The sequence below is a fragment of the Tritonibacter aquimaris genome (assembly GCF_009617595.1).
GTDB classification, from domain to species: Bacteria; Pseudomonadota; Alphaproteobacteria; order Rhodobacterales; family Rhodobacteraceae; genus Epibacterium; species Epibacterium aquimaris.
On sequence record NZ_WIXK01000001.1, the window covers coordinates 503,772 to 516,398 of the forward strand.

A 12,627-nucleotide genomic window follows, 5' to 3' on the forward strand; every position below is an offset into this window, starting at 1 on the left:
CAAGTCCGCATAAACAGTGACTTCTTTAGGGGGAAATCCTGAGTAACACTCCCCTCCTGCGCAAATTTTCGCCTAAAAATCGGCAGAATGTCCATTCTTGGTAAACAAATCTTGGCAGATTATTCCTACTGTGTAATAGATTTCACATCGCTAGGTACTCACAAACGGTCCGTAACATCGGGCCAGAGGCAGGACAATAACTCGCGTACGGGACGGCGCAGTAAACTATGGCAGAAACCAAACAGGACCGGTTTAGCCGGCGAGCAATCTTGGGTGCATTTGCGGCAACAGCGGTTGCAGCGGCTCCAACTTTTTCTAACGCAGCGGGTTTTCTGCGCGGTGCCGGTGATATCCGACGCATCCGCATGTACTCAGGCCGCACCGGCGAGCGCCTCGATATGATCTATTGGATCGAAGGCGAATACATCAAAGACGCCCTGAAAGAAGTGAATCACTTCATGCGTGACTGGCGCACCGATCAGGTTATATCGGTGGATCTGCGCACGATCGATATCATGACAGCCTCCCACAACCTTTTGGATGTGAGCGAACCCTACTTGCTATTGTCGGGCTATCGCAGCCCTCAGACCAACGCAATGTTGCGCCGCCGGTCCCGCGGTGTGGCGAAGAACTCTTTGCACATGCAGGGTAAAGCTGCGGATCTGCGTCTGGCGACACGTTCGGTTTCCCAAATGGCGGCAGCTGCACAATCTTGCCGTGCCGGTGGCGTTGGCAGATACCATGGCTCCAACTTTGTGCATATGGATTGTGGTGTGGTGCGTAGCTGGCGCGGTTGATCCAGACAGAAATTTGCCAAGACCCCGTGATCCGGTCCCGGGGTTTATTTTTGCGCATGAGCCCAGTTGTATCAAGCGTAGCACTCTTTGCAGAAACACGCATTTTCCCGTTGCAGTGACAGGCAGGCAAAGCTATACCGCGCAGACAGGCACCCGTAGCTCAGCTGGATAGAGCGCTGCCCTCCGAAGGCAGAGGCCAGAGGTTCGAATCCTCTCGGGTGCGCCATAAAATCAATCACTTATGAAAACGCCGACCCGCATGTATATGGTACATGTAACAGGTGCTGTTTGTGGTGAATAGATATAACGCCAGCTTGAACGATAAAAGCCAGGCTAAGGGGGCCTTGTCGGCCGCCGCCTGGCTTGATTTCATCGCGTTTATAGAGGTTTAGGAATTGGCTTCATGATAAGCGCGTACAAGGCGCGGGAAATACAGCAGCTCTGAGATTTCTTGTGCTTTGTCTTCACCGGACACTTTTTCCAGCAGTTTGAACGCGGCTGCACAGCTCACCATAGGGCCATTGCTGGTGATCACGTTCTTGTCGACCACAACCGTTTCATTAATGTCGATGTTGATCGATGGGTGGTTCAGTTTCAGCCAGATTTCACCGCCGGGATAAGTGGTCGCGCGCACGCCTTTCAGAAACCCCGCGTCATCCGCCAGCACGCTGTCCATATCGTAGCTGCTGCCCACCAGAATGGCTTCAAGCTCAGGCGCGTTGTCGACACTATATTCGGCTGCAATCATCAGGCCTTCGTGGGTTTTAATCAGGCCTGCTTTGGTCGCGATGGTGACGATTTCCACATCTTCAATCACCTCATTGGTGATTGCTGCGCCAAAAACCTCAAGCGGAGCGGTCACGTCACTGGTGAGGTTGCTGTCAAACAGCATGACGCCAATGCGGAAGGTGTCATCTTCGTCGGCCTGGGCTGATGTGCCCATCAGCGTCGTCAAACCCGCCATCACAAAAGCCATGGTTTTTGCAAGCGACAGCAGCGAACCTGCACCAAATACATTACGGGAGGTTTGGTCTGGAATGTTCATAATATGCTCCAAAGTTTTTTGCCTTCTTGGGGAGCATTCCCCGAAGGTATCACAATGGATGAGACCAAAAACCGTATATGTATAGGTCGCTGGAAGTCACGAGAGAGTGACGAATTTCGGGCCGGAAAATTCGATTTTGGCAAAAGTAACCAAAGGTTTTTTTCGCAAGCTCACCGTTTCAAGGGGTTGCCAGCTGTAACGGTAACCGTGAAAGCGTCGTTTGTTGGCGGATCTTTACAAATTCACAGCTCAAATCGCGGTGCGCAGTTTCTGTGTTTGCACGCGCAACTGGATATCAGAGTGGCATCACGATCTTCCGTGATGGTTTGGACCTTTTGATGGCACTCTCAAAGGTTGGATTTGAATGGAAAATAAAAGAGATGCCGACTGCGAAAGAGATTCGGCGCTGCGCAGGCCCCTGCCCGCGCAGCATTTAAGCTCAGCTGAGCAGCTCTTGCGCGAGCTCCAGCGCATCCACCAAAGTGTCGATTTCTTCCTTGGTGTTATATAGGCCAAAGGACGCGCGACAGGTTGCCGATACACCCAGGTGGTCCATCAATGGCCCGGCACAGTGGTGACCTGCCCGCACGGCAACACCGCGGCGGTCCAGAATGGTGGAAATGTCATGGGCATGCGCTGCACCATTCAGGGTGAAGCTGAAAATAGCCGCCTTACCCGGTGCGTGCCCTTGAATATTCAGCCAGTTCAGCCCGGCAAATCGCGATTGTGCATAGTCGCGCAGGCTGGCTTCATGGGCGGCGATATTGTCCATCCCCAGCTCCATCATATAATCGAGCGCAACGCCAAGACCGATGGTCTGTACAATGCCAGGGGTGCCCGCCTCAAACTTCATCGGTGGATCATTGTAGATCACCGCGTCTTTGCTGACCTCCTTGATCATATCACCGCCGCCGATAAAGGGTCGCATCTCGGCCATACGTTCCGGACGGATGTAGATCGCACCAGAGCTGGATGGACCATAGAGTTTGTGCCCGGTGATCGCGTAGAAATCACACCCGATGTCTTGTACATCCACGGGCATATGCACCGCGCCCTGTGAGCCATCCACCAACACTGGAACCCCAAGGGCCTGTGCGCCAGCGGTGATGGATTTTACATCAACAACCGTTCCCAACACATTGGAACATTGAGTAATTGCCACGAGTTTTGTCTTTGGAGTGATCGCGTCGAGCACCTTTTGCGGATCAAGGCTGCCATCCGCATCCACATCCACCCATTTCAGCACGACCCCTTTGCGTTCGCGCAGGAAATGCCAGGGCACGATATTGGCGTGGTGCTCCATGACGGACAAAAGGATTTCATCGCCTGCTTCAAGACGTGGCATCGCCCAGCCGTAAGCCACCAAATTGATGCCTTCGGTGGTGCCGGAGTTCAGAACGATATGATCTTCGTGAGCGGCGTTCAAAAACCGCGCGATAGTGCCACGGACGCTTTCATATTTCTCGGTTGCGAGATTAGAAAGATAGTGCAAGCCACGGTGAACATTGGAATATTCCTCTGCATACGCCGTGGTGGTTGCATCAATCACCGCCTTGGGTTTTTGTGCCGAGGCCCCGTTATCAAGATAGGTCAGGGGTTTGCCGTTTACTTCGCGCGACAGGATCGGGAAGTCGGAGCGGATTTTTTCAATATCATACATGGATTTACCCCAGAGTATTCGGCATAAACGACTGCCCAAAAATCGAAATGGCAACGATGATCGCAAGCGCACTCAGCACCATCACTCCCAATGCGCGCCACAATGATCCCAGCTTATGTGCTGCGTTGATAAAATGCAGCGATACAAACAGCGCATAAAGCGACACGCCAATGCCAAGCGTGCCCGAAAGAGCTGGAGACACCAGAGAGACCACGATCAATGCCGCCAAAGCGAAGACCTGAACAAAGTTCACCCATGTCAGGCAAGCGAGCACTGTTGAGAAGGTTCCGATGCCGTTGAGGAAACGGCCGCAAATCGTTGCTGCGCAAGCAAAAACCAATATGATAAGCGTGTTGGCGACAAGGTGGTTGACCGGTGTCACATTCACCGTAAGAAACTGCATCTGTTGCGGGAACAGCAAAGATTGCAGCGCAAACAGCGCGGTTCCCAACACCTGAACCAAGGCAAAGCCCGTCCACAGGACTTCGCGGTTTGGCTGAATGGCAGAAATTTCAGCTGCTGCCTCAGCGGGATTGAGAACGGTTTTCCAAATCAAATCGCCCCAGGGTTTCATGATTTATTGCTCCAATAGCAGACCTTTAGACCTGTCATCAGAAACCACAAAACCGCAGCCAACCACAATGCTCCGACTAGATTTAGTGCGGTCCCTGCGCCAATAAACCCTGCTACTAGCCCATGCAGCAGCATCAACGGAGTGCTGGCCATCATCGCCCAGAACAGCGCAATGCGGGCACGGTAACCGTGACCTTGGCCACCAAACGCGCGCGCCAAAAGGTGGAACACAAAGGCGAGGCTGTACAGCAGCAACGGCAAAATGAACATCAACGCCATCAGGGATCCGCCCATGAGCGAAGAAAGTTCCTGATCGTTGATATGGGCAATGCGCGCAAGCTTGGGCATCTGCGCGATAAACATAATGGCGCAACTGCCCATGGCCAGTGCCACCAGGCGATCTTCACGCGGACCCGCTGCAAGCAGCCGCGCGATGACTTTGCGCGGCTGCCTGTAGGTGGCAAGGATTTCGGTCGTAATAGCCATCAGCGACGACGCGACAACCAGCTTTGCAGGCGGTCAACCAGCGTTTCGCCAATCTCTTCGTTCTCGATCTCTTCAATTGCTTCTGCAAGGAAGGCGAGCGTCAAAAGATCGGTTGCTTCAGCCGCTGGCACACCGCGCGAGCGCAGGTAAAACAGCCCCTCTTCGTCGATCGCACCAGAGGTGGACCCATGCGAACAGGCCACGTCATCGGCGTAGATTTCTAGCTCAGGCTTGGCAAGAAACTGACTGTCGTCATCCAGCAGCAGAGACTGAGAAATCTGATATCCATCAGTCTTTTGCGCGCCTTCCTTAACTAGGATCTTACCTTGGAATACGCCGGTTGCACCGTTGCGCAGAACCTTTTTGAAAACCTGACGGCTTTCACAGTTGACCGCATCATGGGTGATAAACACCGTGTCGTCGTGGAGGAAATCACCATCACCAACACAGGCGCCCGCCACATGGGCCGCAGCGTCATCGCCGGTCAGTTCAACCACATGTTCATTGCGGGTGAGCACGCCGTTCACTGTCAGGGTAAAGGTCTTATAAACAGACTCGGTGCCAAGACGCGCAAACATATGGGTCGAGGCGCGGCGTTCATGATCGCGCCCCTGCGCCCGAACGTGATGCAGCGTGCCTTTGTCGGCAATCTCCACCTCGGTCACGTTGTTGAAACGTGAGGCTGCAGGCCCGTTTTCCAGAATGGTCGCCTCGGCATCGCTGTCTACACGGATCACATGGTGCAGATAGGCGTCCGAGGTTTCGCTTTCATGGCGATAGACCAGGTTGATCGGCTTCGACGGCTTGCCAGTGACGTGGATCACCACGCCATCGGCGGCATAGGCCGTGTTCAGCGCTGCAAGCGGGCGTTCAACCGGGGTCTGGCCCCGCGCTTCGAGCACACCATAAAGATCTTTTGACCAGTGGATGTCTTTTTGCGCAACATCTACCAGACGCTCGATGGTGACACCGTCCAGCGCAAGATCATCAGAGGCTTCCGCATCAAATACGCCATCGACAAAGACAATTTTAACACTGTCGAAATGGTCAAACAGCGGCGCTTCGCCAGAGACAAACACCTCTGCCTTGGGCGCTTCGGCCTCCACCAGCGATGTTGGCGTCGTGTATTTCCAGTATTCGTCACGGCGATGCGGCAGGCCCATAGTCTGAACCCGCGCAACGGCTGCGGCACGGGCGGATTGCAGCAGCCCACCCTCTGGCATGGTCAGCGCGTCAAGACGCGCTTCCGTTGCTGATTGCTTCAACTTTGGCAGGGCCATTATGCGTTCTCCGCGAGGATGTCGGCATAGCCGTTGTTTTCAACTTCAAGCGCCAGCTCGGGGCCGCCGGTTTTGATGATACGGCCATCCGCCATGATGTGCACAACGTCTGGTTTGATGTGGTCAAGCAGACGCTGATAGTGGGTGATCACCAGGAAGCCACGGCCTTCGTCGCGCAGTGCGTTGACACCTTCGGACACTAGTTTCATCGCGTCAACGTCAAGACCGGAGTCGGTCTCGTCCAGGATGCACATCTTTGGCTCAAGCATGGCCATCTGCAGGATTTCGTTACGCTTTTTCTCACCGCCGGAAAAGCCAACATTGACCGGACGCTTCAGCATGTCGGCGTCGATTTTCAGCGTTTTGGCTTTTTCGCGCACAACTTTCAGGAAGTCACCAGCAGAGAGCTCTTCTTCACCGCGCGCTTTGCGCTGAGCGTTTACAGCGGTGCGCAGGAAGGTCATGTTGCCAACGCCGGGGATTTCAACCGGGTATTGGAACGCAAGGAACAGGCCCAGTGCGGCGCGCTCTTCGGCTTCCAGCTCCAGCAGTTCTTCGCCGCCAAGGGTTGCTTCACCTTCGGTGACTTCATAGCCGTCACGGCCAGAAAGCACATAAGACAGCGTGGATTTGCCTGAGCCGTTCGGGCCCATGATCGCGTGGACCTTGCCCGCTTCTACGGTCAGGTTCACACCTTTGAGGATCTGCTTGTCCTCTTCTTCAAGTTTGACGTGCAGGTTTTTGATTTCGAGCATTTTTAAACCTCGTATTTTGACTGTTTGGGCTGTGTCGTTTGCGACAGCAGCGGCATGGCTAAACGCACGATTTGACGTGCAAAAAGAATTCCGGCAGCTCTGAGCGGGCGGAAGGTTTCGGTGTCTGAGTGAAGATCAGATTGGGGGCTGCACATCGCAAGCGCAGCTTCATCTGTCCCGCGCGCTGCGCAGGACAGCTGTGGGAGCGGCAGTTTACGCTGCCCCTGCCCGGTCCGTTGAGGAAACTCAGTTTCGGTAAACAACCTTTGGGGTGACAAAGCTGGCAGGATCATAATCTGAATGCTCCGTGCTCCAGCGGATATATCGCACCCCGACAAAGATTGATTTTTGCTCTGCATTCAGCTGCTGATGGCGCACCCAATCGCCCGACAATGCGACCGACATCTGATGCGGTGCCCAGAACGCAAGATTGTGTATCCCAAGGGCAAGTATCAATATGCCGAACTGCTGAGAGATCACGTTGGACAGATTGTGCACATCGTTGAGTTTGTTCCAGACCCAGCTGCACAACACCGCAGCGGCGATGTCGAGAAAGAACAGCAGTTCGCTTCCCTCTAGCGTCAGCCCGAGGGCTTGGACGCGCAGGGCTTTGATACAGAACAGGAACAACAGGCCGCTGATCAGGCCAAACGTAACGTCGAGCACACGCAGGAACAGGCTGCGTTTCTTGACGATAGGTTCGGGATTGGCCTGGTAGGTTTGAAGCGGATTTTCTTTTGCAATGCGGTTGAGACGCCGCTGAAAGGCGTCGTTGGATTCGGAGGTCATTAAAATTGCCCATATAAAAATACTCGAACAATTTTAACGTGTGATTGATTCCATCAGTAATCACAAGGCGTGTTTCCCCGCCTTGTGCATAGTGCTGCATAAAATCAACCGAACCCAGCATCATTGTTTATCCCAGAACCACGGCGGTGCCGCTTGCTGATACCATCAGCATGGATTGCCCAACCACTTCATAGTCGAGATCAACACCAACCACCGCATTGGCCCCTTTGGTGCGCGCACGCTCTTCCAGTTCCGCCAGTGCGGTTTCGCGTGCGTCCTGTAGCTTGCTTTCATATGCGCCGGAGCGGCCGCCGACGATGTCGGTGATGGAGGCAAAGACATCGCGCACCACATTGGCCCCCATGATCGCTTCACCGACCACGATGCCTTTGTATTCAGAAATTTGATAGCCTTCGACGGAGTTTGTAGTCGTGACAATCATCGTGCAAATCTCTCGTTGCTTGACATGTTTGGCCTGTGCTGGCGCTGCATGACAGAGTTGGTTTCAGTTGCGGTAGACGACCTGAGGTACAGTTTGCTCAGGTGTCACGGGTTTTTTAGGCCCGATTTCAACATATTGGACCATGATCCAAATTGAGTTCGGAACGGTGTCCTGTTGCTGCTGGAATACCCATGCTGGTGAAAACGCCGCCGACATCATCCGGGGTGCCCAGAAAGCCAGATTGTGCATCATCATCACCATCAGGAATACACCAACCCCCTGTGCCGCCTTGAATTCAGCATCGTGGAGCTTGAAGATTTCCTTGATCGCCAAACAGGCCACGATGGCAATTCCCGCGTCCATCAGGAATGCAACCGGCCCGCCTATCTCACCTTCGCCGGTAAGATGAAACCGCACGTATCGCACCAAGGCCACGGTAAGGATCCCAGACAGCAGTGCTCCAATCAGACTAAGTGCATAAAGCCCACGTGAGCCTTTGCTCAAAGCGCCTGATTTCGGCCGCTTGGCCTGCCGCATCTCCTGATCCGCCTCGTGACGGGTGGAGATACGGCTCAGCCGGTTCTGGAAATCCTCATTTGGCATGGGTTAGCCGACGGATCCTTCCAGTGAAATGGCGACAAGCGCTTGTGCTTCCATGGCAAATTCCATCGGCAGCGCCTGCAGGACTTCTTTACAGAAGCCATTCACAACCAGTGCAACCGCCTCTTCTTCGTCCATGCCGCGTTGACGGCAATAAAACAGCTGATCGTCATCCACCTTGGAGGTTGTTGCCTCATGCTCCACGCGGGAAGAGTTGTTCTTCACCTCGATATACGGAACCGTATGGGCACCACATTTATCACCAATCAACAGACTGTCGCATTGGGTGTAATTGCGGCTTTCCTTGGCCTTTTGGTGCATCGACACCAGACCACGGTAGGTGTTTTGTGCCTTGCCAGCGGAAATACCTTTGGAAACGATCCGCGACTTGGTGTTTTTGCCCAGGTGAACCATCTTGGTGCCGGTGTCGGCCTGCTGATAGTTGTTGGTGATCGCAATGGAGTAGAACTCACCCTGGCTGTCATCACCACGCAGGATGCAGGACGGGTATTTCCAGGTCACAGCAGAGCCGGTTTCAACCTGCGTCCACATGATCTTAGAGCGGTCACCACGGCAATCTGCGCGTTTGGTCACAAAGTTGTAGATGCCACCCTTACCGTTTTCGTCGCCAGGGAACCAGTTCTGCACGGTGGAGTATTTTACTTCCGCATCTTCTTCGATGATGATTTCGACAATCGCCGCGTGCAGCTGTGCGGTGTCGCGCTGGGGTGCGGTGCAGCCTTCCAGATAAGACACATAGCTGCCTTTGTCGGCGATGATCAGCGTGCGTTCAAACTGGCCGGTGTTTTCCGCATTGATGCGGAAATAGGTCGACAATTCCATCGGGCAGCGTACCCCGGGCGGGATGTAAACGAACGAACCATCCGAGAACACGGCCGAGTTCAGCGTTGCGTAGAAATTGTCGGTCACCGGAACCACGGTGCCGAGGTATTTTTTCACCAGTTCAGGATGTTCACGGATCGCTTCAGAGATCGAGCAGAAGATAACCCCTACTTTTTTCAGCTCATCCTGGAAGGTTGTGCCAACAGAAACCGAGTCAAACACCGCGTCTACCGCAACTTTGCGGCCTTCGGCGGGCATATCCTCAGCGCCTTCGACGCCTGCCAAAATCATCTGCTCTTTCAACGGGATGCCGAGCTTTTCGTAAGTGGCAAGCAGCTTGGGGTCCACCTCATCCAGCGATTTCGGCTTTTCTTCCATCGATTTGGGACGCGCATAGTAATACTGTTCCTGGAAATCGATTTCCGGATAGTTGACCATGGCCCAATCGGGCTCTTCCATCTTTTCCCAACGCTCAAAAGCCTGCAGACGCCATTCGGTCATCCATTCGGGCTCTTGGTTCTTTTCCGAAATCAGGCGAACGATGTCAGGGTTGACGCCTTTGGGCGCATATTCCATCTCGATCTCGGTTTCCCAGCCATATTTATATGTGCTGATCTCCCGGACCGCGTCGACGGTTTCCTGATCGACGCCTTCTTTGGCTTCAATTGGGTCCAATGCGGCCATGCTTCCTAGTCTCCTGCAGTCACGCCGATCGGGCGTGGTGTTTCTTCTGTTTGTCGAGCCAGACCTGCGCAAAACGCATCACTTGCTCTTCTGTTGTATCTGGGCCCAACGACACGCGAATGGCGCATTGAGCAACTTCGGGCGAATAACCCATCGCCGTCAAAACCGTGCTTGCCCGAACTTTGCCACTGGAACAGGCGCTGCCCGCGCTGATGGCAAAACCCGCAAGATCCATCTGCATTACCTGGGTTTCACCTTTCCACCCCGGTGTTGCGATGCACAAAGTATTAGGTAAACGGCGTATATCTTTTCCGATAAAAATAGACTGTCTTGCGCTATCCACAAGGGTGTTTTCTAGAATATTTCTAAATTGGGAGATTTCCTCCCAAACGCCGTTGTTGAGATCGCGCGCAGCCGCTTCAGCTGCGGCCCCGAAGCCCGCGATTCCAATCACATTTTCCGTACCAGAGCGCCGCCCCATCTCTTGGCCGCCGCCGGTAATTTGCGCCTTAAGATCGGTGCCGCGTTTCAAAATGACCGCGCCGATCCCTTTGGGGCCGCCAAATTTATGCGCTGAAATCAGCGCCATGGTTGCGCCCAGCCAATTGAACGCAATCGGGAGCTTGCCAAAAGCCTGGGTCGCATCGGTGACGGCAAGACCTTGGGGGATGTCTTGCAAGATCCCGGTTTCGGAATTGGCAAACTGCAGCGTTGATTGTTCGGGCGCTTCAATGGTCACAGCCCCGGTTTCAGAAACAGGTAGATCTTCGCGAATCCAAGATCTTACCGCATCATGTTCCAGTGGGCTTCCGTGGAGGTTGCGCCCGGCCAATGCCAGCGATGCGCCCTCGGTTGAACCTGAAGTAAAGACGATATCGGCCCCATCCGCACCAAAAGCCGCAGCGATTTGACCGCGCGCTTTTTCGATGATGGATTTGGCTGCACGTCCTTCGGCATGAACAGAGGAAGGGTTGCCGCAGGCATCCATTGCTTCAATCATCGCCGCGCGCGCTTCTGGGCGCAGGGATGTTGTTGCATTGTGATCAAGGTAGGTGCGGCGCATGGTCGATGCTTTCGAAAACACTTATTTACAAACGGCTAGAGCAAAAAGTTCAAGCAGCTCATTTTTCATCCACAACCGCAAACAGGTTGGGAACGGCCGGACATGGGGCGAGATCATTTTCGATAATGTCTGAAAGGCGGGTTTGGTGCAAAAACACATATACATGTGCGCTTAGGCCTTCCCACAGACGGTTGGTCAGCGATTGCGCGCGGCTGCCCGACAGACCACCAGACGCGCCCGCGCCTTTGTGCATCGCGTCCAGCGTTTCTTCGACGGCAGAAAGAATGTCAATCACCCGGATCTCGGCTGGTGGGCGCGCAAGACGGTACCCGCCACCGGGGCCACGCACCGACGTCACCAAATTGGCGCGGCGCAGCTTCACAAACAGCTGCTCAAGATACGGCAAAGAAATGTCCTGGCGTTTGGAAATATCACCCAATGCGACCAGATTGTCTTTGGGCTGCAATGCAATATCGGTGAGCGCAACCATCGCATAGCGGCCTTTGGTCGAAAGCTTCATCGTTTTTTACCCCTCATTAGCACGAGAAATCGCGAAAACATTGACGTTTCGGACGACTATGCGTATCTCATCGGGACGATGTTTGGGCAAGCCCAACATTCGCCATTTAGAACCGTTCTAAACTGCCTGATGGATTTCGTCAAGAATGTCTATTGGAACAGTGAGCGCAAAACGAGAGTAGGATCGAAACCGCCCATGCCTGAGGTCATTTTTCCCGGACCCGAAGGCCGCCTGGAAGGCCGCTATCACCCGCAAAAAGAACGTGACGCACCGATTGCCATCGTCTTGCACCCACACCCGCAGTTTGGCGGGACCATGAACAACAAGGTTGTCTACAACCTGCATTACGCGTTCTACAACATGGGCTTTACCGTGCTGCGGTTTAACTTCCGCGGTGTTGGACGCAGCCAAGGTGAATACGATCAGGGTGTTGGTGAACTCTCTGATGCGGCTTCAGCGCTGGATTACCTGCAGTCGATGAACAACAATTCCAAGCATTGCTGGGTTGCGGGTTTCTCCTTTGGGGCCTGGATCGGCATGCAGCTGTTGATGCGTCGCCCTGAAATCACCGGTTTCATCTCGGTTGCGCCGCCTGCCAATATGTATGATTTCTCCTTCCTAGCGCCCTGCCCCTCGTCTGGTTTGATCATCAACGGCACCGCCGACCGCGTGGCACCGCCCGCTGATACGGTGAACCTGGTGAACAAGCTCCACGAGCAAAAAGGCATCACCATCACCCACACTGAGGTGGAAGGTGCGGATCACTTCTTCCAGGAAGAGCATATGGACACAATGGTCGGCAATGTGAGCGACTATGTGAAACGCCGCCTGACGGAAAACACCCGCTAATGTCCACGACGCTGGACACTCTGGCGCAGAAACTGGCGCAAGATACGCTCAAGGTGCAAGACGCCTTGGGCGACGAGCGTCTTTATGTAGAGGTGGCCCAGGTTCTTGCGGCCGCCTCACAATCGATGGAAGAGGCCTTTTTGACCGAGGTGCGGGTGCGTCTCGCGGAACAAAAAGCCCGAAGCTTTCTCAATCAGAAAATTACGGCAGCCCAGGCTGCGCTCAACGACAAGGATTAGGC

General features: G+C 54.2%; 15 protein-coding genes and 1 tRNA gene. 4 read left to right on the forward strand and 12 right to left on the reverse strand.

Going from position 1 to position 12,627, the window contains the following annotated elements; all coding sequences use genetic code 11:
* Positions 1 to 227 precede the first annotated feature (227 nt).
* Positions 228 to 797 (forward strand): YcbK family protein, encoded by a 570-nt coding sequence (locus GG681_RS02420; RefSeq protein WP_153544697.1) that lies wholly within the window; start codon positions 228 to 230, stop codon positions 795 to 797.
* A gap of 149 nt (positions 798 to 946) precedes the next feature.
* Positions 947 to 1,023, forward strand: a tRNA-Arg gene (locus tag GG681_RS02425).
* Between the two features lie 162 nt (positions 1,024 to 1,185).
* Here the strand turns inward: GG681_RS02425 and GG681_RS02430 are convergent.
* From GG681_RS02430 to iscR, 12 genes are all read right to left on the reverse strand, one after another.
* Entirely contained in the window at positions 1,186 to 1,842 is a 657-nt protein-coding gene (locus GG681_RS02430) for a type 1 glutamine amidotransferase family protein (RefSeq protein ID WP_153544699.1), read from the reverse strand.
* Between the two features lie 439 nt (positions 1,843 to 2,281).
* Positions 2,282 to 3,502 carry a cysteine desulfurase gene (locus GG681_RS02435; protein WP_153544701.1) on the reverse strand — a complete coding sequence of 407 codons (1,221 nt, stop codon included), beginning with the start codon at positions 3,500 to 3,502 and terminating at the stop codon, positions 2,282 to 2,284.
* 4 nt (positions 3,503 to 3,506) lie between these two features.
* Entirely contained in the window at positions 3,507 to 4,076 is a 570-nt protein-coding gene (locus tag GG681_RS02440) for a YIP1 family protein (RefSeq protein ID WP_153544703.1), read from the reverse strand.
* Positions 4,073 to 4,561, reverse strand: a complete 489-nt coding sequence (locus GG681_RS02445) for a YIP1 family protein (protein WP_153544705.1) — start codon at positions 4,559 to 4,561, stop codon at positions 4,073 to 4,075. The genes GG681_RS02440 and GG681_RS02445 overlap by 4 nt, the downstream gene beginning before the upstream one ends.
* Positions 4,561 to 5,841, reverse strand: coding sequence for a Fe-S cluster assembly protein SufD (gene sufD, locus GG681_RS02450; protein WP_153544707.1), 1,281 nt, complete (start codon positions 5,839 to 5,841; stop codon positions 4,561 to 4,563). Before sufD ends, GG681_RS02445 begins: the two co-directional genes overlap by 1 nt.
* Positions 5,841 to 6,596 (reverse strand): Fe-S cluster assembly ATPase SufC, encoded by a 756-nt coding sequence (sufC, locus tag GG681_RS02455; protein WP_153544709.1) that lies wholly within the window; start codon positions 6,594 to 6,596, stop codon positions 5,841 to 5,843. The genes sufD and sufC overlap by 1 nt, the downstream gene beginning before the upstream one ends.
* A gap of 246 nt (positions 6,597 to 6,842) precedes the next feature.
* The gene (locus GG681_RS02460; RefSeq protein ID WP_153544711.1) at positions 6,843 to 7,385 is read right to left on the reverse strand and encodes a hypothetical protein; all 543 of its coding nucleotides are present in this window, start codon (positions 7,383 to 7,385) and stop codon (positions 6,843 to 6,845) included.
* A gap of 127 nt (positions 7,386 to 7,512) precedes the next feature.
* Positions 7,513 to 7,827, reverse strand: a complete 315-nt coding sequence (locus GG681_RS02465) for a YbjQ family protein (protein ID WP_153544713.1) — start codon at positions 7,825 to 7,827, stop codon at positions 7,513 to 7,515.
* Positions 7,828 to 7,890: 63 nt separating this feature from the next.
* Entirely contained in the window at positions 7,891 to 8,364 is a 474-nt protein-coding gene (locus tag GG681_RS02470) for a hypothetical protein (protein ID WP_153544715.1), read from the reverse strand.
* A 69-nt stretch (positions 8,365 to 8,433) separates the two neighbouring features.
* Complete coding sequence (gene sufB / locus GG681_RS02475) at positions 8,434 to 9,954, reverse strand: Fe-S cluster assembly protein SufB (RefSeq protein WP_153544717.1); 1,521 nt, start codon at positions 9,952 to 9,954, stop codon at positions 8,434 to 8,436.
* Positions 9,955 to 9,973: 19 nt separating this feature from the next.
* Positions 9,974 to 11,017 carry a cysteine desulfurase family protein gene (locus GG681_RS02480; RefSeq protein WP_153544719.1) on the reverse strand — a complete coding sequence of 348 codons (1,044 nt, stop codon included), beginning with the start codon at positions 11,015 to 11,017 and terminating at the stop codon, positions 9,974 to 9,976.
* Between the two features lie 58 nt (positions 11,018 to 11,075).
* On the reverse strand, positions 11,076 to 11,537 hold the full coding sequence (gene iscR, locus GG681_RS02485; protein ID WP_153544721.1) for a Fe-S cluster assembly transcriptional regulator IscR: 462 nt from the start codon (positions 11,535 to 11,537) through the stop codon (positions 11,076 to 11,078).
* Between the two features lie 195 nt (positions 11,538 to 11,732).
* On the opposite strand from iscR, the gene GG681_RS02490 reads away from it, so the two are divergent.
* Both GG681_RS02490 and GG681_RS02495 read left to right on the forward strand, forming a co-directional pair.
* Positions 11,733 to 12,386: an alpha/beta hydrolase gene (locus GG681_RS02490; protein WP_153544723.1), complete on the forward strand. Its 654-nt coding sequence runs from the start codon at positions 11,733 to 11,735 to the stop codon at positions 12,384 to 12,386.
* Positions 12,386 to 12,625, forward strand: coding sequence for a hypothetical protein (locus GG681_RS02495; protein ID WP_153544725.1), 240 nt, complete (start codon positions 12,386 to 12,388; stop codon positions 12,623 to 12,625). The genes GG681_RS02490 and GG681_RS02495 overlap by 1 nt, the downstream gene beginning before the upstream one ends.
* Positions 12,626 to 12,627: the final 2 nt, after the last annotated feature.